Here is an 18,771-nt window from a genome sequence, read left to right on the forward strand (position 1 = left end):
AAACAGAAGTGTATTAAAATAACAAGATGATCGAAATAGTAACACACACCAATAACCATATCTGGAATCAATTTCTAGAAAGTGAGCAGGACAACCAGCTCATAACAATGGCGCACAATCCTTCACTGGGGCCAATTCTAGAGAAAACCTTTGGTTACAAACATCAAAATTTAACCTTAGTTCATGATTCTAAAGTTATCGGGGTACTACCTACGGTCCTATTTAAGAACAGAATTCTCTCAATGCCACATTTTACATACGGCGGACCGATCTATGCCAGTGCTAACAAATCGGACATTAAAATAGAGGATATTATAAAAGGTAAAAAATTTGAAATTCGGGGTTTTGATAAATTAACGGACAACGTGTATGACAAAAAGTTGAGCTGTATTTTAGAAGTGAAGGAGTCGTATGACGCTCAATTAATGACATTTAAGTCAAAAATGCGTCAAAAAATTAGAAAGGCCGAACGTATAAACTACAACGTGTCACATGGAGGCTTGGAACTTTTGGATGATTATTACGAAATCTATTCTCGAAAAATGTTACAGTTCGGCTCGCCGGCCATAGGTAAAGTATTTTTTAAAACGCTACTTACGGACTATGATTTTGGAGACGCGCAAATAACGGTTGTTTATGATGAAGATAAGGTAATAGCAGCTGGGTTTTCTTTATCCTATTTAAATTTTAACGAAGTATGCTGGTCAACCACCGATAATAATTATGATGGTTACAATATACATGCCTTAATTTGTTGGGAAATCTTAAAGACCTCTATCGATAAAAAGCATAGGTACTTCTCATTTGGTAGGTCTACAATCAACAGTAACAACCATAGGTTTAAAAAACAATGGAACCCCATTGAACTCCCTATTTTCTATAATTATTCCGAACCCGTAGGAAAATCCTTGAAAGAACGTACCTATCTAACAAAGATTTGGAAGCATCAACCCTTGGCCACTTCGGTCTATTTAGGGCACATAATTTCAAAGTACTTGTATTAATATCTTAAAAATTCAGACCATGAATATATTAACGTTTGACATAGAGGAGTGGTTTCATATTTTAGATAATAATTCCACTAAAACGGAAGCACAATGGTCTAGTTTTGAACCTCGCATCCATCAAAATATGGATATTATCTATGATATTCTTGAAAAGACGAATGTTGGAGCAACATTTTTTGTAGTGGGCTGGATGGCGGAAAAATTTCCCGACGTTATACGCGGTATTTCGGATAGGGGTTATGAAATAGGAAGTCATACGCATCTTCACCAACTTGTATATGAACAAGACCGGACTACCTTTTTCAAGGATGTAGAAAAATCTATTAAGACCATAGAAGATTGTACTGGAAAAAAAGTAACCTCCTTTAGAGCTCCCGGATTTTCAATTACCGAACTAAACAAATGGGCCTTTGAAGTGCTATATGAATTAGGTATTACGATAGATTCTTCGGTATTCCCGGCTAGTAGGGCACATGGTGGACTTCCGGCCTATAAGGTCGCGGCACCTTCTTTTTTGGAATACAACGGTGCCAAACTAATGGAATTTCCTATTAATACACGTTCCATTCTAGGAAAACCGTTAATCTTTTCCGGTGGGGGTTATTTTAGATTGCTTCCTTACGGCATTATTAAAAATTGCACACATAAATCCAATTACGTGATGACTTATTTTCACCCAAGGGATTTTGATTATGGGCAACCCGTTATAAAAGGTCTGTCCCCGGCAAGGCAATTCAAATCCTATGTAGGTCTAAAATCATGCAAACCAAAACTGGAGAAATGGCTTAAGGATTTCAATTTTATAGACCTAAACAGTGCCATAGATACGGTAGACTGGTCGAGGGTAGAAACTGTAAATTTAAACGAAACACTACAAAATGAAGAAAGTAACACTTATAGCCGGCGCACGGCCCAACTTTATGAAAATAGCCCCGATTATCCACGCAATTAAGTCAGCTCAGGCGTCCGGTAAGGATATTTCGTATAGATTGGTGCACACGGGACAGCATTACGACAATAAAATGTCGGGCAACTTTTTTGAGCAACTGGAAATTCCCGAGCCAGACGTAAATTTGGAAGCCGGTGGGGGAACCCAAGCGGAACAGACCGCGAACATTATGGTGCGCTTTGAACGGGAACTCATGAAAAACCCAGCAGACTTAGTTTTGGTGGTGGGCGATGTTACCTCTACCATGGCCTGTGCCATTACAGCCCAGAAATTGCATATAAAAGTGGCTCATGTAGAAGGCGGAATTCGTTCTAATGATTGGACGATGCCAGAAGAAATCAACAGGCTGGTTACAGATGCCATTACCAATTACTTTTTTACTACCTCCGAGATGGCCAACACTAATCTTAGAAAAGGCGGTGTGCCGGATGAGGCTATATTCTTCGTAGGAAATACTATGATAGATACGCTTTTAAAGCAACGTCCTAATTTTCGAAAGCCCAAAATCTGGGATACCTTGGGGCTAAGGGAGCAGGAGTATATGGTAATGACCTTGCACCGCCCCGCCAATGTAGACGAGGAGAGCCAATTGAAATCGCTACTAGATGAGGTTATAGCGAACTCTTCAAAGCTTCCCTTGATTTTTCCTGTGCATCCAAGGACGGCGAAGATGCTTAAAAAATTGAATATTGGCCACGAAAGATTGCACATGGTAGACCCCTTGGGCTATTTGGAGTTTAATTATTTGGTAGAAAATTCAAAAGCCGTATTAACCGACTCTGGAGGTATTACGGAGGAAACTACGGTTATGGGCGTTCCATGTATGACGCTACGGGACAATACCGAAAGACCGGAAACCATTACCGAAGGAACCAATGAACTTTTAGGCACTGACCCCAAAGCCATTGCACCGGCTATGGAGAAATTATTCTCGGGTAATTGGAAGAAAGGCAGTATACCTTATTTATGGGATGGGAACACGGCAACACGTATTGTCGATAAATTATTAGGATTCAACGATTTATAAAATAAGCCTCACTTATAACACCTAGTTTTGAAAACTGGGTCTGTTACATAACTCGGAACAGTATAGTCTTTTGGCTTGTACCTGCTTAAGTTTGGATAGTTTAGGATTAAAGAAGTGCTAAGAACAAGGATTACAGCAATAAAATGAAAGAAACACCCTATATTTTAGATTTCAAGGAAGACGATGAACCCATTGCTTTCAGGGAACTGGTAGTTAAGTATCTAAAGCATTGGCCTTGGTTTTTAGTTAGTTGCGTTCTTTTTTTAGCGTTAGGATATGCTTACGAAAAATACGCTCCGAAAATTTATACCACAGAAGCCAAAATTAAGATACTGGATAATAGTCAAGAGGCCAAAGTTATTCCTAAAGATGTGCCCATTGGCAACCAAAACCTAAAATTAAATTTAGAAAATCATATCGAAGTCTTAAAATCCAACCAACTACTTAACAAGGTGGTCAATGAGCTGGATTTAGATGTTAGCTACTATGAGTTTAGGAATTTTAGTTTTCAGAGCATAGCCCACTCACCTTTTGTAGTTACAAAAAGTATTAAAGAGGATCAACTGGAGAAACCCTTGGCTTTTGAAATACGTTTGAGTACGGCAGGTTATCATATTACGGATGAAACAGGTAAAAAATTCGTAGTTCCTTACGAGGTTAGTGCCGCAAGCCTAAAGGACATACTTCCTTTTACGATTTCAATTTCCGAAACTATGAATGTTCTCATGTTCAAGGATAAAAAATACAAGGTGGTTTTGCATCCAAAAAGACATGCAGCGGCCTATCTCGCGGAAGATTTGAAAATCGCTACCTCTGAAAAGCAAAGTGACGTACTTACATTATCCATAAAAGGGCAATCCACAAATTTGTCGGAGTCCATCTTAAATACCATAGTTAAAAATTTTGATGACGATGGTATAAAGGATAAACAACTTATTACAAGACGCACTTTAGAAATTGTAGATGCACGGTTCAATAGTCTTTCTCAGGAACTGGATTCTATAGAAGCTGGAAAAGAGGGATATAAAATTGCCGAAGATCTATCCTATATTCAAACAGATGCCGGAGCAAGTCTTCAAAGGAAGTCCGAAACAGAGACGGAATTACTCAAATTGGAAACTCAGATATCCTTGTTGGGACTTTTGGATAGAACGGTTTCCAATGAAGCAGAATACAACCTCTTGCCCGCGGATATTGGCTTGGCCAATAGTGCATTGAACGCAATGGTAGAAAAGTACAACGAGTTGGCTAGAGAGCGGCAAAAACTAGGGTCTTCATTACAGCCTGGCCATCCAAAGTTGGTGAATTTATCCGAACGTTTGGAATTCTCCAAACAAAATATTCTAAGTACGGTAAAGGTTTATAAATCTCAGCTTGCAATATCAAGAAGACAGCTTGATAAACAAAAGAACAAGGCAGACCTCTCGTATGCCGAGCTCCCTGAAAAGGAAAGGGTTTTGCGTTCCATTGAGCGACAACAGGCGATAAAGGAAAACCTATATTTACTACTTTTAAAAAAGCGCGAAGAAGCTGCTATCGATTATGCTTCAACATCATCTTCCGTTAAGGTAATCGATTATGCCATAAGCAGTATAAAACCATTTTGGCCCAAAAAGGCACTGGTGTACCCGCTGTTTTTGGCGTTAGGGCTTATGTTGCCTTTTATGTTTGTTCTATTACGTTCCTCTTTTGATACTAAACTTCACGATCGTGCGGAGATAGAACGTTTAAATCCGGAGATACCAACACTAATTGAGATACCCTTGTTTAAAGCGGAGAAGAGTTTTGCCAAAGTTCCGGTGGGCTCCTCTTTGTCAGAGGCTTTTAGGATTTTAAGCGTAAATACCGACCATCTGTTAGGAATGCAAGAGACAGATATAGGCAAAGTAATATGCGTAACGTCCGCTATTAAAAGAGAGGGCAAGACCTTACTCGCAACCAATCTATCTTTAGCTTATGCCAGTATGGGTAAACGTGTTTTACTTGTAGGGGCAGATTTACGAAATCCTCAGGTACATAGTTATACCGCTTTGGATAAAAATGTACCCGGCCTGTCTAATTATTTAAAAGACCAGTGGTTTAGTTTTTATGATGGAATCCAAAGTGGTTTTGAAAACTATCCAAGCCATAACATCTACCTCAGTGGAAAGATTCCCAACAGTGCACCTGCATTATTGTCCCATAAACGGTTTGCTGAATTTATAGATAAAGCAAAACAGGAGTATGATTATGTAATATTGGACACGGCCCCTACCATGTTGGTGACAGATACCTTACTAATTTCCAAGTATGCGGATGCTACTTTGTTCGTAGTACGTTCTGGCCTTACGGATAAAAAATTACTGCAGTTCTCCAAGGAGCTTTTTAAGAATAAAAAACTGAAGAATATGGCCTATGTTCTCAATGGCGTAGGTAAAACTAAGAATGGCAATTATAATTATGGATATGCGTATGGGTACGATAATCATGAATATAGTAGTTGACCGTAGTTGTGTTCTTAATAAGAAAGCAGGTTTTCGTAACCACATTTGAACAATAGAAATAACATAATGTTGCCTCAGCGTTTCCCAATAGCATTGTTTGGTTCAGAAGCAACGATGATAAGCATAGACCATTGAAAATACTAAGGATAGGTGTACTTATAAATGAATTCCGGGGCTTATCTAATTGGCAATTACGTATAATCCAGGATATTCTTGATCATCCTGAACTGGAGGTTGTTATAATTGGGAATGATGGTATCGATGGGACAACACAAGGGAAAGAGACCAGCTCTGGCTTTAAACGGAAATTTTCCTTGTCGTTCAACTTCGTAACCGGTTTGCTTCATAGGCAACTTGCGCTGGAACAAAGAACCTTCTTTCCAAAACCCGAGACCGTTTTACTACAGGATATCAGAAGTCAGTTGACCAATAGTACACATATCAACATCAAATTTTCGGCACAGGAATTAGGACATACTTTTACCCGAAATGATATTAAGCGGATAGAAAAGGAAAATCTGGGGATCATCTTGAACTTTAGTTCTTTAGATGATCTGAGCGAGATTAGTGAATTGCCAAAATATGGTGTTTGGCTTTTTAAATTTGCCGATATGACCTTGGATAAGAAGGGGCCTATTGGATTTTGGGAGGTTTTGGATAAACACGAGGGAATTGGGTTTTCTTTGCTCAGAGCAACCAGCGTTACTAAAGAAATGCTAATTATCGATACTGCATTCTTTAATCGGGGATGGTCCATAACCGAGACCAGAAATACCGTTCAAGAAGCAGCTGTGTCCGTGTTCTCAAAAACCGTTCATAGTTTGCTTAATGGCACTTTTAAGAGCAGGGAAGATACGTTTGTTGTCCCATCTTCTAATCGAACGTATGCCTTAAAGCATCTTTTGCAATATTGTTTTGTATTCTATACCATGGTAGCGCAAAAGGCTTGGGAGAAAGCTACAAATCGTTTGTTGGGTTGGCGCCCGGAACGTTGGTCCCTGTTTTTAGGAGATGGTGCGTTTATGGACGCGGACCTTTCTTCTTCGGAACCATTGGATATGCCCGGTGATGAGTTTTGGGCAGATCCCTTTTTATTCGAACACGAAAAGGTGAAGTATGTTTTTTTTGAAAATTATTCATATCGTACCAAAAGAGGTAAAATTTCGTGTGGTCGTATGGAGGGCAAGGCATTAATTGATGTGGTTGATGTTTTGGATTTGGATTACCATTTGTCCTTTCCTTATATTTTTAAAGAAGATGGCGAGATTTACCTTATGCCGGAAACTTCGGAAAATGACCGTTTGGAAATATATAGAGCCGTGAACTTCCCAACGACTTGGGAGCTTTATTCCACCGCATTTGAGGGTGAAAAAGTCGCCGACGCTTTTTTCCACACAGATAATAATAAGGAACGCTGGCTATTTCTGAACAAACAGATTGCTTCAACCTCGCCAATGAACAGCGAATTGTATATTTATAAGGTAGATTCTATTAAACTGGAATCCATGGAACCGCACGCTCAAAATCCTGTTATTATAGATGCTCGTGTAGCCCGTAACGGAGGTGCCATACTTTCCTTTGCTGGTCAACGCTATAGGCCTTCCCAAAGAAATACGGACGCCATTTACGGACGTGCACTGAATTTAAATAGAATAGAAAAACTAACCTTAAACGAATACGTAGAAATAACGGAGCGGGTAGTACGGCCGGATTTTGATAAAAAACTTATGGCGATGCACCACGTTCATCAATTGGGCGATACCTATGTTTTTGATGCCGCGTACCGAAGAAAATAGGTTTTTAGCTTCATTTTTTAGTCGTTCCCCGTAGGAATTCTGTCCCAAATCTCAATATCGTCTACCCATTGATGCATGGGGTGGGTATTCCCATAGACCTGGGTAAGAATGATGAAATCCATATCATCGGAATTTGAAGTTGTGGGACCGTTATGTTCGGCAATTACTTCGTCATTGATACTCATGGAGGCATATCCGTCAGAAGTTGTACTCCATTTAATATAGTAAGAAACTTTAAACCATTCGTTTCTGATTACCGGTACGGTCTTGTTAACTACTTGCCATATTGGTTCTGTTGGAGTTCTATCTCCTTGAAACAACCAATAGAGTTCTCCTTCGCTGTCGGTAGCCATAAAAGAAATCATTCTAAAACCATTGCCACTATTGCTATTGTAGTTTTTAGTTTTAAACTCCCATAGCGCTCTCCATTTGTCGGGTCCGTTTAAGGAGGTATCGTCCGTTTTCATCCAGTAACTCATGTACAGCTCTATGGGGTTCTTTTTTAGATTATTTATCTGATAAGGTGTTTGTGTTACCCCAATGTCGTAGTTTACCCGTTGGAAGAGTGCCGTTGTTTCGGTACCAGACCTACCCGTAATATTTTCCAGATAGTTATCTATTGCTGGGCCATTGTCATCTTGTATACGATGTATTCCAGCAAAATTAGAGCCTAAAATACGTATAGGCCAGGTGAAGTCGGTTTCCGAATCGGTTCCTCGTATTACTTGATAATTGTCTTGTATGTCACTGATAAAAGTACCTTCTTCAAAGCCGGATTTAAATAATAATTGTGGAGTGCTTGGCCGTATTTCTAGCGGGTCATCTTTTTGGCAAGCCGCCAGGAACACTACGATGCACAAAAAGCATAGTATAAGTCTTTTCATTTTCTTCCTAATGATATATTTTGATGCAGAACCAAAATATGAACAATCAATTTTTATTGTAAAGATAAGCGATTTCTAGTCGTTTAGAATACCTATTTCATAGATACGGAGTAGGCTCATTTAAATAGATTTTTTTTGGAGTTAGATTCTTACTTTGAATGAAGATATTTAAATTTTCAGTTGCAAGTAACAGCTACATTCCGTTGCTGGGCAGACCATCCCAAATCTCAATATCATCCACCCATTGATGCATGGGATGCGAATTTCCATAAACTTGGGTAAGCATTATAAAGTCCATAGGATCCGCGTTCACCGTTGTTGCACCCTTATGTTCGCCAATGAGTTTGCCATTTACTTTCATAGATGCATAACCATCCGTACCGTTGCTCCATTTAATATAGTATTCTACTTTGAACCATTCGTTTAAAATAAGCGGTACGGTATAATTTTCAGTTTGCCAAATTGGATGCTGTGGGCTCGTATCTCCCTGAAACGACCAAAATGGTTTTCCTTCATAGTCGGTGGCCATAAAGGCGATCATTCTAAAGCCGTCTTTATACGAGGCATAATTTTTAGTCTTGTATTCCCAAATGGCTCTCCAGGTATCAATTCCTTTTACCGCTGTGCTATCTGTTTTCATCCAATAGCTCATGTAAAGTTCATCTGGATTTTCTTTGATATGGTTTATTTGAAAAGGGGTCTGCGTAACCTGAACATCATAACGAACGCTTTGAAACAATGCTGAGGTTTGCTTGCCCTTTGGTCCGGTAACGGTCACAATCTCATTGGAGATGGCTTCACCGTTATCGTCGTTTATTCTATGGATTCCGCTAAAATCGGAACCAAGAATATAGAGTGGCCAAGAAAACCCTGTTTCGTTGTCCGTTCCTGTAAGATATTGGTAATCCTCTATTTGCTCGCCAAGCTGTATGCCCTCAAAGCCGGAACTGAAAAGCAGATTCGGTTCTTTTGTTTTAACGGCATCAGTTAGTATACAGTCGTTTTGAAGCTTAACCGTATGGTCTGATTGTCTAACTATATTTTTATTGATATAGTATTTAGCCTTAAAAGCAGACATGGTTTTAGGTACGTTATTGTGTACCTGGAAGAAGATAGTTCCGCCTAAAAATGTAAAAAGTAGTAACTTAATTAATGATATTCTCATTGGTTGTAAACTAGGGGATGTACTTTTGAATTCAAGATAAAGTAACGCTTGCTGTTAGATAAAAGTACAAGCTACTATTTTGTTCTTAAATGTAATTAAGGTTGACCTTTAAAATCGGTAAACCGCTAAAATAAAAGATGTTGTCTCCAGTATTATTAAAAATCGGAACCGGAAAAAAATGTTCATGTCAAAAACACCCGAGCACTTTTGCCCGGGTGTTTTTTAAAGTTTTCCTTAGATAAGAGTTACTCCTTCATGCTATGATATACGTTCTGTACATCATCGTCTTCTTCTATTTTTTCCAATAGTTTTTCAACATCTGCAGCCTCCTCTTCGTTAAGTGCTTTTGTTACTTGTGGTATGCGTTCAAAACCGGATGAAAGGATTTCCAATCCCTTGTTTTCCAACTCTTTTTGTATAGCACCATAACTTTCAAAAGGGGCATAGATCAATATACCATCATCGTCTACAAAAACCTCTTCGGCACCAAAGTCTATCATTTCCAGTTCCAGTTCTTCGGGATCCAGGCCTTCTGCAGGAATTCTAAAATTACAAGTATGGTCAAACATAAACTCAACGGATCCGGAAGTTCCTAGGCTCCCGTTACATTTGTTGAAATAGCTTCTTATGTTGGCAACCGTTCTTGTGTTGTTATCCGTGGCAGTTTCTACTAAAATTGCAATACCATGCGGTGCATATCCTTCAAAAAGTACTTCTTTGTAGTCTCCAAGGCTTTTATCGCTTGCACGCTTTATCGCCCGTTCTACATTGTCCTTAGGCATGTTTACCGACTTGGCGTTCTGTATAACGGCTCGTAACCTGGAGTTGGAATCTGGATCGGGGCCACCTTCCTTTACGGCAATTACAATATCCTTACCTATCCTGGTAAAGGCTTTGGACATGGCCGACCATCTTTTCATTTTGCGCGCTTTTCTAAACTCAAAAGCTCTTCCCATAATCGTATTTTTTATTTTGATTTTTAAAAGTACTAAAATTTAAAACGAACGTTTTAGTCACTTTCTACAATATCCTCAATAGCCCTTGCCAATACAAAATCCTTTTCGGTAACCCCGTTGGCATCGTGCGTATTTAATCGAATATTAACTGTTTTGTATACATTGCTCCAATCTGGGTGGTGCCCCTGTGCTTCACATTCGAACGCTATGCGTGTCATAACAGAGAATGCTTCTTTAAAGTCCTTGAATTCAAAGGTAGTTTCAATGGCGCCATCCACATATTCCCATCCGTCTAATTGACCAAGGTAATCCTGAATTTGTTTATCCGTAAATTTTTCCATCTGTATTAATTTTAAAAATTCATATCAGTTTAAAACGTGATCTTCTATAATATCCTGGTAGGTGAACTGTAGATTTTTTGGCAATTTATTGGTTTTTGGCAATACGGCCAAATAGCGGTCTTCATTGGTGGTATACACTCGTTTTAGAATTGGGTTAAAGGTTCCTACCCGTTCCAAAATTTCTTTGATAAAATCTTCGTGATGAACTAAATCGCTACTGCCTAAATGATAAATACCTGTTTTATTTCTATTGATGAGATAATGGACTTGTTGAGTAAGTTTATCATCGTTCGTAACATTTAGAATTAAATTAGGGAAAACTTCTACCGCCTCATTATTTAGAATATGTTTTTTCATTTCCTTGATTCTTGGCGACGAATTTCCAAAGACCATGGGAATGCGTAAGATAGCCCATTGGTTGACTGGTAAGCGCAGCAGCATGTTTTCGATTTTTATCTTTAAGCGTCCAAAAATACTTTCCGATAATGTTTTGTCCGTCTCGTAGGAAGGATATTTACTGTAGGTATCAAATACATTTGCAGAAGATAGGAAGTATAGTTTGCAGTCATTGTCCATTATATATTCAGCTAAATGCCGATGAGCGATAATCTGCGCCGTAAAATTTCCCCTTAAGGCAGAAATAATAATTTGAGGCCTTACTTTTTCTAGCAGCTCAAAGATATCATCGTTTTCAATATCGTATCTATAAAATTGCTTGTTGGATGCAAAAGTGTTGGCTGCATGACAATACGTGCCGTAGGTATCAAAGTAGCTGCACAGCTCTTTATAAATCGCATTGCCAAGGAAACCACTACCTCCTAATATGAGTATTTTTTTGCTTTCCAAATCAGAATATGGATAACCCGGATAGGGTGGTTAAACGCTCCAAGGCTGCCATTCCCCGCGCAGAATTTCCTTTTTTGTTAAGTGGAGGGGACCACGTAACAACACAAAAACTATTGGGCAAAAGAGCAATGATACCGCCGCCAACTCCACTTTTTCCCGGTAAACCCACCTCGAATGCAAATTCACCTGCTTCATCATAAAAGCCACAGGTAAGCATTAAGGCGTTAACCCGTTTAATTTGATTTATATTTAGATGGCTAATATCCCTTTTACATTTCCCTCTATTTATAAAAAGGTAAAATACATCACAGAGCTGGGCGCAACTCATGTGCAGCGAACATTGGTGAAAGTAAAAATCCAGTACTGTCTCTACATCATTGGTAAGATTCCCATAGGATTTAAGTAAATTGGCGGCAGCATAATTCTTAAAACCGGTTTCTTTTTCGGATTTGGCAACGTTCTCGTCGTAAACTATGGAGTTGTCATTGGCCAGTTTTCTAACAAATTCCAGAAAATCTTTTTTGGGATTTGCTAACTCGGATACCAAAATATCCGCTATAACGATAGCACCGGCATTTATTAATGGATTTCTTGGAATGCCATTTTCCAGTTCCAATAAGGATAAATGGTTAAATGGGTCCCCGGACGGTTCTACATCTACCCGCTTCCAAACATCTTCGCCAATGCATTGCAGTGCCATGGAAAGACTAAGCACTTTAGAAATACTTTGAATCGAAAACTTTTCTTCATTGTCTCCTACGGCAAATTTATTTTGGTGTATATCCAGCAGTTGAATTCCAAATTTTGAGTGGGGTACCGCAGCTAATTCCGGGATGTAGGTAGCTACTTTTCCAGTATTTGGTAGTTCTAGAACAACCTTATAAACTTCATCTAGGTAGGATTGAAAATTCTGCATTATTTTTTATAGAACGGAGGCTTTACAATAGTAGCCGGAATAGCTTTCTTTCGAACCTGAATATAAATCTTGCTACCAATTTCGGACAATATAGTGGGCACGTACCCCATGCCAATACCTTTGCCCATAGACGGTGACATGGTACCCGATGTTACTATTCCTATTTTTTTTCCTTGTCCGTCAACAATATCGTAATCATGTCTAGGAATACCGCGCTCATCCAGTTCAAAAGCAACCAGTTTGCGTTCTGGTCCGTGTAATTTTTCCTTTGCCAATGCGTCACTATTTACAAAGTCCTTTGTGAATTTGGTGATCCAACCAAGGCCAGCTTCAAATGGTGAGGTAGTATCGTTAATGTCGTTTCCGTAAAGGCAATACCCCATCTCTAAACGTAGGGTATCCCTAGCGGCCAAACCAATGGGCTTAATGCCAAAACTGGCTCCGGCCTCAAATACCTTGTCCCAAATCTGTTTTACCTCTGAATTTTTGCAATAGATTTCAAATCCACCAGACCCCGTATATCCGGTAGCGGAAATAATAACGTGTTCTATGCCGGCAAAATCGGCTACTTTAAAATTATAGAATTTAATAGAGGCAAGGTCTACAGAAGTCAAGGACTGCATTGCTTCTACCGCCATGGGTCCTTGTATGGCCAGTAAGGAATAATCTTCGGAAATATCTCGCATATCCGCTCCAATGGCTTTATTGTAGTTGCTAATATGCCCCCAATCCTTTTCTATATTCGATGCGTTTACTACAAGTAAATACTGCTCTTCTTTTAGTTTGTAAATAATAAGGTCGTCTACGATGCCTCCGGTTTCGTTTGGTAAACAGCTATACTGGGCCTTGCCAATAGTAAGTTTGGCTGCATCGTTGGAACTCACTTTTTGTATCAATTCCAAAGCTTTTGGGCCACTAATTAAAAATTCTCCCATGTGGGACACATCAAAAACACCAACACTTCTCCTAACGGTTTCATGCTCTGCGGTTACACCTTCGTAAGAAACGGGCATATTATAACCAGCAAAGGGGACCATTTTTGCACCAAGGGATTCATGGACTGGGGTAAGCGTTGTATTTTTCATGTTTTAATATTTATGTACCACAAATTTATTGAATTAATTAGGGATAGTTCACAAACCAACTCTTATGTTTTACACAATTTTTGCTAGATTATATGGTCTGGCATCACGCAATAGGGATGCACCGTAATCTCTGTAACCATTTGCTCCGCTTTCTATAGATGTTGGATAGGAACCTAAAAATAGGCCGTCAGTGCCCATATAGGTATAGAATTTGCAGATGTTTTATGCGAGAGGAATAAAACTATCGATCCATTAAATAAGACTTTAGTTCTTGATAGGTTTTTATGGTCAAGAACTTTTTTTCCTTGTTCATCACTTTTTGTATCTGGGGCGGAATATCCAATTTTGTACCTATTGTTTCTTCTACCACATCCAAAAACTTTACCGGATGGGCGGTCTCAAGAAAAATTCCATAAGTGTTCGGGTGCTGTTGCTGATATTTTTTAAGCCCCAGATAGCCTACCGCGCCATGTGGGTCCGCAACATAGGTATTGTTTTGGTATATATCCAAAAGTGCCTTTCGTGTTTCCTCGTCGGAGAAGGAGTAGGAGGTAAGCTGCTTTTTCAGTTCTGAAAAATCGTCCTCAAAAAGATGGCGAATTCTAATGAAATTACTTGGGTCGCCCACATCCATAGCATTTGAAATCGTGGCTGTTGAAGACTTGGGTTCGTAGTTGCCCGTTTTCATAAACTCGGGTACAGTGTCGTTTACATTCGTAGCAGCTATAAATTGTTTTACCGGCATGCCTAATCGTTGTGCCACCATACCTGCACAGATGTTTCCGAAATTTCCACTAGGAACGGAAAAAACGATATCCATTGGACTTGTTTGTTCCTTTACCGCTTTTTTACGAATTTGTTTGTAAGCGAATAAAAAATAAAACAGTTGTGGTAGCCAGCGTGCCACGTTGATCGAGTTGGCAGAGGTCAGTTGCATTTTACTTAGTAGATCATTATCTAGAAATGCTGTTTTGACCATGGTCTGGCAATCGTCAAACGTACCGTCTACGGACAGTGCCGTTACATTTTGCCCTAAAGTAGTTAATTGTCGCTCTTGTATATCACTCACTTTACCCCTTGGGTATAGGATAACTACCTTCACACCCTCTACGCCTAAAAATCCGTTGGCAACGGCACCTCCTGTATCTCCAGAGGTTGCCACAAGCACGGTAACCTCATTGTTTTCGTCTTTTGAGAAATACCCAAGGCAATTGGCCATAAAACGTGCACCTACGTCCTTAAAAGCCATTGTGGGTCCGTGAAACAATTCCAAGGTGGCTACATTGCTATCGATTTCGACCACTGGAAATTTAAAGTCGAGCATATTGGCAAGAATCTCCCTCAACTTCTCATTAGGAATGTCTGCCAATACAAATTGGTGTATGGCATTAAAAGCGATTTCTTGATCGGAAAGTTCGGTTATCCTATCGAAGAAAGATGCCGGTAGGGGAGTAATGTGTTCTGGAAAGTATAGGCCGCGATCAGGTGCAATGCCCTTAATTACTGCATCCTTAAAGGATACTACCGGAGCTTTTTGGTTTAGGCTATAAAAATTCATGTCTCAACGTCATTTGGTTGTGCTACTAACTTGCTATAATCGTTTTATGCCACTGGTATTTATCTTGGAAATATGTACATCAAAATCGATTCCTATTTTTTTATATACGTCTTTCATTCCTGTTCCCACCTTCTGTGCGGTTTGTTCCCCTTTGCTAAATGCAAAAATAGAGGGGCCGGAGCCCGATATTCCACAACCTAAGGCACCTTTGCTCATTGCCGTTGTCTTTATAGCATCAAATCCGGGGATTAGGATAGACCTTATCGGTTCTACTATATGATCTTCTAAAGAACGTCCGATCAATGCATAATCAGATGTAAATAGGCCTGCGACCAATCCCCCTAAATTGCCCCATTGTTTTATACCATCTTCTAAGCTTATCGTCGTTTTTAATATTTTCCTGGAGTCGGAGGTCTTTACTTCTATCTGTGGATGAATTACCGTTGCATAAAGTGCTGCAGGACTTGGAATGGGGATTACATCTAAGGGCGTGTAGCTGCGTACCAAAGTGAAGCCACCGAACAGGGCCGGCGCTACATTATCCGCATGGGCTACACCACTGGCCAATCGCTCGCCTTCCATAGCGAATTTTACCAGTTCTAAGGTAGAAAAGGGTTTGCCCAATAATTCGTTCATGGCCCAAACCGCTCCTGTTGAGCTTGCGGCACTACTCCCTATTCCGCTGCCGGCTTTAATTTTTTTATAGATTTCTATGTCAAAACCACCATCGTAATCGCTAACGGCCAACAGGGCTAAACCAGCTACCCCGGCTACGTTCAAGTGCGTTTCCATAGGCAGTTGTTGGCCGTTAAGCTTGGTGATGCGGATACCTTTTTCTTGGGTCTTTCGAACTACCATCTCGTCTCCAATGGTATCCAGGGCAACGCCAAGCACATCGAACCCACAGGAAATATTCGCTATGGTAGCAGGGCAGAATATTTTTATTTCGTTCATCAAAATGTTGCTATGGTTTTAAGTTTTAGTTTCCAATTTTCGGTGGCTTCAGGTGTACTGAATAATTTTGTTTTAAAGGCCTTAATTATAGGCTGTCCTCATGTTTTTAGTTGTGAGAGCATCAAAAATAATAGAAGCCTGAAACCATTAATAATTGCCAATTCGTATAACATCTGCAAAAAGACCGGATGCGGTAACATCCGACCCTGCACCGGCTCCTTTAACGATTAACGGTTGTTTCGGGTACCTATCGGTAAAGAACAGAACTATGTTATCACTGCCTTCCAAATTATAAAAATCATGTCCTTTTGGAATTTCCTGTAACCCCACGCTTGCATGTCCGTTTTCAAATTGGGCCACATATTTTAATTTGGTGTCTTTTTCCGCTGCTTGCCTGTATATGTTTTGAAACTGTGCTTCGTGATTTTTTAAAGAGGTGAAAAAGGCTTCGTTGGATGTGGTAGCTAGACTTTCCTCCGGAAGAAACGAGTTGTTTCCAATATCGGCTATCTCCAATTGGGTTCCACTTTCACGGGCAAGAATCAATATTTTACGCATGACATCCACACCACTGAGGTCAATTTTAGGATCTGGTTCCGTGTAGCCCTCTTCCTGCGCTTGTTTCACGACATCATGAAAGGTAGTTTTGTCGCTAAAGTTATTGAACACAAAATTAAGACTGCCAGACAGCACAGCTTGGATTTTTTGAATTTTGTCGCCAGAGGCAATTAGGTGTTTCAGGGTATCTATTATGGGCAAACCTGCCCCTACATTTGTTTCGAACAGAAACGGAGCATTGTAAACACGGGCCAGTTCCTTTAGCTCATGGTAGTTGGTGTATTTAGAGGAACATGCAATTTTATTGCAGGTTACTACCGAGATACTGTTTCTCAAATAATCCTTGTACGTATCGGAAACCGCTTTATTGGCAGTGTTATCTACAAAAATGCTATTACGTAGGTTTAACTTGTTTACTGTTTTGAAAAATTCTTCTTTATCCGCTTTAAGCCCTTCGGCTAGACTTGCTTTCCAGTTTTTTAAGGAAATACCGTCATCATCAAAAACCATGGTTCTGGAATTGGAAATACCTATCACCCTAACATTAAGTTTTAGATTTTCCTTCAGGTATTTTTTTTGCTGTTGTATTTGATCTAAAAATTTGGAACCTACGTTGCCAACACCCATAACAAAAAGGTTCAATTGCTTAATGTTTTCCTCAAAAAATTCTTCGTGCAATGCATTAAGTGCTTTCTTTACATCTTTTTCTTGAATAACACAGGAGATATTCCGTTCCGACGCCCCTTGAGCGATAACCCTTATGTTTACGTTGTTTTTGCCAAGGGTACTGAACATTTTACCGCTTAATCCTTGATGATTCTTCATATTGTCGCCTACCAGCGCCACTATCGCCAATGAAGTTTCGGGCACCACTTTATTGATGCGTCCGCGTTCTATTTGATAAGCAAAAGCCTCATTTACCGCTGCTACGGCAAGCGCTACATCGTCCACGGAAATGCCTATGCAAATGGAATGTTCCGAGGAAGCTTGTGTAATAAGTACCACACTTATATTAGCCTGTGAAAGCACTTCAAAGAACTGTTTTGAAACTCCTGGTATTCCAACCATACCGGGTCCTTCCAAGGATAAGAGCGCTATATTTCCAATATGGCTTATGCCACGAACGGTTTTCCCTTTTTCGTTTTTGGATTTGGTGATCAGGGTGCCATCGTCTTCCGGACTAAACGTGTTTTTTATACGTATGGATATGCCCTTGGCCAAAACCGGCTGTATAGTTGGAGGGTACAGCACTTTGGCTCCAAAATGGGAAAGTTCCATAGCTTCTTCATAGGAGATGTGAGCTATGGGCTTGGCCTGTTTTACCATTTTTGGATTAGCTGTATACATGCCGCTCACATCTGTCCAAATTTCAAGTACTTTTGCGTTTAAAGCAGCTGCGTAGAGTGCAGCCGTATAGTCGGAACCACCCCTACCTAATGTTGTGGGGTCTCCTGCCTCGGATTTGGCAATGAACCCGGGACAAATAACGACCTTGTTTTTAGAGGTGTTGAAAAAGTTGATACAATTGGAATTCGTTTGCTCTAAACTAATGGTCGTTCTACCATTTGCCAACCCCGTAACGATGAGTTCTCTACTGTCTTTATGTGCGCAATCGATTCCTTGGCTCTTAAAATATTCAGCTATAATATAGGAGGAGAGCAGTTCACCATAGGATACAATCTTGTCAGATAGTTTTTTGGTAATCTCACCTATAAAGAAAGCACCGTCCAAAAGCGTTTCCAGCACATTTAATTCCCTTTTTACGTTGCTTAATACTTTGCTTTGGTCGGTAACGGGCAGTAAGGCTTTGATTGCCTCTAGATGGCGGGTCTCAATTTGTTTTAAAATGGTCTTATAAGAATCATCCTGTTTTTGTGCACGGTAACCGGCGTTGATCAGTTGATCCGTTACGCCGCCGAATGCAGAAACAACAACGATAATTCTATCCGTATACCCAGTAATTATATTTTTTATTTTATCTATATTTTCTGGAGTTGCAACAGATGTGCCGCCAAATTTTAGTACGAGCATATTGGGTAATTATTAACTTTAATTAACTAATAATGTAGAGGGTTTTGAGATGGAGAACACTAGTCTTTACCCCCTAGGGGTGAGGGTTATACAAGTAGAGGCGCATACCTTGGTTAAGGTATGTCGATAGGTAATTAAGAAGCAATCAGTGCAAACCATCGTATTAGGTAAAGGTCAAAAGTAGTACATTTGGAAAGCTAATCAAATGATTCCAC

15 protein-coding genes are annotated in these 18,771 nt (G+C 39.8%); 5 read left to right on the top strand and 10 right to left on the bottom strand.

Going from position 1 to position 18,771, the window contains the following annotated elements; translation table 11 throughout:
- The first annotated feature begins 26 nt into the window (after positions 1-26).
- From ACFQZJ_RS06670 to ACFQZJ_RS06690, 5 genes are all read left to right on the top strand, one after another.
- On the top strand, positions 27-1,004 hold the full coding sequence (locus ACFQZJ_RS06670; protein ID WP_379933267.1) for a GNAT family N-acetyltransferase: 978 nt from the start codon (positions 27-29) through the stop codon (positions 1,002-1,004).
- A 19-nt stretch (positions 1,005-1,023) separates the two neighbouring features.
- Positions 1,024-1,959, top strand: a complete 936-nt coding sequence (locus ACFQZJ_RS06675) for a polysaccharide deacetylase family protein (protein ID WP_379933268.1) — start codon at positions 1,024-1,026, stop codon at positions 1,957-1,959.
- Positions 1,886-2,983: a non-hydrolyzing UDP-N-acetylglucosamine 2-epimerase gene (wecB, locus tag ACFQZJ_RS06680; RefSeq protein ID WP_379933269.1), complete on the top strand. Its 1,098-nt coding sequence runs from the start codon at positions 1,886-1,888 to the stop codon at positions 2,981-2,983. The genes ACFQZJ_RS06675 and wecB overlap by 74 nt, the downstream gene beginning before the upstream one ends.
- Before the next feature lie 143 nt (positions 2,984-3,126).
- Positions 3,127-5,466 (top strand): GumC family protein, encoded by a 2,340-nt coding sequence (locus ACFQZJ_RS06685; protein ID WP_379933270.1) that lies wholly within the window; start codon positions 3,127-3,129, stop codon positions 5,464-5,466.
- A 131-nt stretch (positions 5,467-5,597) separates the two neighbouring features.
- Positions 5,598-7,262, top strand: coding sequence for a glucosamine inositolphosphorylceramide transferase family protein (locus ACFQZJ_RS06690; protein WP_379933272.1), 1,665 nt, complete (start codon positions 5,598-5,600; stop codon positions 7,260-7,262).
- Positions 7,263-7,279: 17 nt separating this feature from the next.
- Here ACFQZJ_RS06690 and ACFQZJ_RS06695 read toward each other — a convergent pair whose 3' ends face one another.
- The 10 genes from ACFQZJ_RS06695 to thrA all read right to left on the bottom strand — a co-directional run bounded on the left by ACFQZJ_RS06695 (position 7,280) and on the right by thrA (position 18,556).
- Entirely contained in the window at positions 7,280-8,146 is an 867-nt protein-coding gene (locus ACFQZJ_RS06695; RefSeq protein WP_379933273.1) for a hypothetical protein, read from the bottom strand.
- Positions 8,147-8,339: 193 nt separating this feature from the next.
- A complete protein-coding gene (locus ACFQZJ_RS06700) occupies positions 8,340-9,224 on the bottom strand; it encodes a hypothetical protein (RefSeq protein ID WP_379933275.1) in 885 nt (294 codons plus the stop codon).
- Between the two features lie 332 nt (positions 9,225-9,556).
- A complete protein-coding gene (locus ACFQZJ_RS06705) occupies positions 9,557-10,267 on the bottom strand; it encodes a YebC/PmpR family DNA-binding transcriptional regulator (RefSeq protein WP_379933276.1) in 711 nt (236 codons plus the stop codon).
- Positions 10,268-10,320: 53 nt separating this feature from the next.
- Entirely contained in the window at positions 10,321-10,608 is a 288-nt protein-coding gene (locus ACFQZJ_RS06710) for a 4a-hydroxytetrahydrobiopterin dehydratase (RefSeq protein WP_379933278.1), read from the bottom strand.
- Between the two features lie 24 nt (positions 10,609-10,632).
- Positions 10,633-11,454 carry a sugar nucleotide-binding protein gene (locus ACFQZJ_RS06715; protein ID WP_379933279.1) on the bottom strand — a complete coding sequence of 274 codons (822 nt, stop codon included), beginning with the start codon at positions 11,452-11,454 and terminating at the stop codon, positions 10,633-10,635.
- A 1-nt stretch (position 11,455) separates the two neighbouring features.
- Positions 11,456-12,370 (bottom strand): glutaminase, encoded by a 915-nt coding sequence (locus ACFQZJ_RS06720; protein WP_379933280.1) that lies wholly within the window; start codon positions 12,368-12,370, stop codon positions 11,456-11,458.
- Positions 12,370-13,455: a glycine cleavage system aminomethyltransferase GcvT gene (gene gcvT / locus ACFQZJ_RS06725; protein WP_379933282.1), complete on the bottom strand. Its 1,086-nt coding sequence runs from the start codon at positions 13,453-13,455 to the stop codon at positions 12,370-12,372. The genes ACFQZJ_RS06720 and gcvT overlap by 1 nt, the downstream gene beginning before the upstream one ends.
- Before the next feature lie 241 nt (positions 13,456-13,696).
- Positions 13,697-15,013 carry a threonine synthase gene (gene thrC / locus ACFQZJ_RS06730; RefSeq protein ID WP_379933284.1) on the bottom strand — a complete coding sequence of 439 codons (1,317 nt, stop codon included), beginning with the start codon at positions 15,011-15,013 and terminating at the stop codon, positions 13,697-13,699.
- 33 nt (positions 15,014-15,046) lie between these two features.
- Complete coding sequence (locus tag ACFQZJ_RS06735; RefSeq protein WP_379933286.1) at positions 15,047-15,967, bottom strand: homoserine kinase; 921 nt, start codon at positions 15,965-15,967, stop codon at positions 15,047-15,049.
- A 147-nt stretch (positions 15,968-16,114) separates the two neighbouring features.
- Positions 16,115-18,556 carry a bifunctional aspartate kinase/homoserine dehydrogenase I gene (gene thrA / locus ACFQZJ_RS06740; protein WP_379933288.1) on the bottom strand — a complete coding sequence of 814 codons (2,442 nt, stop codon included), beginning with the start codon at positions 18,554-18,556 and terminating at the stop codon, positions 16,115-16,117.
- Between the last annotated feature and the right edge of the window lie 215 nt (positions 18,557-18,771).

This window comes from Maribacter chungangensis (assembly GCF_042676845.1).
In the GTDB taxonomy this organism is placed as follows: domain Bacteria; phylum Bacteroidota; class Bacteroidia; order Flavobacteriales; family Flavobacteriaceae; genus Maribacter; species Maribacter chungangensis.

Excerpts from the sequence above, each read along its gene's own strand:
- ACFQZJ_RS06720 (WP_379933280.1), bottom strand. The coding sequence starts at position 12,370 with ATGCAGAATTTTCAATCCTACCTAGATGAAGTTTATAAGGTTGTTCTA.
- ACFQZJ_RS06710 (WP_379933278.1), bottom strand. The coding sequence starts at position 10,608 with ATGGAAAAATTTACGGATAAACAAATTCAGGATTACCTTGGTCAATTA.
- wecB (WP_379933269.1), top strand. The coding sequence starts at position 1,886 with ATGAAGAAAGTAACACTTATAGCCGGCGCACGGCCCAACTTTATGAAA.
- thrA (WP_379933288.1), bottom strand. The coding sequence starts at position 18,556 with ATGCTCGTACTAAAATTTGGCGGCACATCTGTTGCAACTCCAGAAAAT.
- gcvT (WP_379933282.1), bottom strand. The coding sequence starts at position 13,455 with ATGAAAAATACAACGCTTACCCCAGTCCATGAATCCCTTGGTGCAAAA.
- ACFQZJ_RS06685 (WP_379933270.1), top strand. The coding sequence starts at position 3,127 with ATGAAAGAAACACCCTATATTTTAGATTTCAAGGAAGACGATGAACCC.
- thrC (WP_379933284.1), bottom strand. The coding sequence starts at position 15,013 with ATGAATTTTTATAGCCTAAACCAAAAAGCTCCGGTAGTATCCTTTAAG.
- ACFQZJ_RS06670 (WP_379933267.1), top strand. The coding sequence starts at position 27 with ATGATCGAAATAGTAACACACACCAATAACCATATCTGGAATCAATTT.
- ACFQZJ_RS06705 (WP_379933276.1), bottom strand. The coding sequence starts at position 10,267 with ATGGGAAGAGCTTTTGAGTTTAGAAAAGCGCGCAAAATGAAAAGATGG.
- ACFQZJ_RS06735 (WP_379933286.1), bottom strand. The coding sequence starts at position 15,967 with ATGAACGAAATAAAAATATTCTGCCCTGCTACCATAGCGAATATTTCC.
- ACFQZJ_RS06695 (WP_379933273.1), bottom strand. The coding sequence starts at position 8,146 with ATGAAAAGACTTATACTATGCTTTTTGTGCATCGTAGTGTTCCTGGCG.
- ACFQZJ_RS06700 (WP_379933275.1), bottom strand. The coding sequence starts at position 9,224 with ATGTCTGCTTTTAAGGCTAAATACTATATCAATAAAAATATAGTTAGA.
- ACFQZJ_RS06675 (WP_379933268.1), top strand. The coding sequence starts at position 1,024 with ATGAATATATTAACGTTTGACATAGAGGAGTGGTTTCATATTTTAGAT.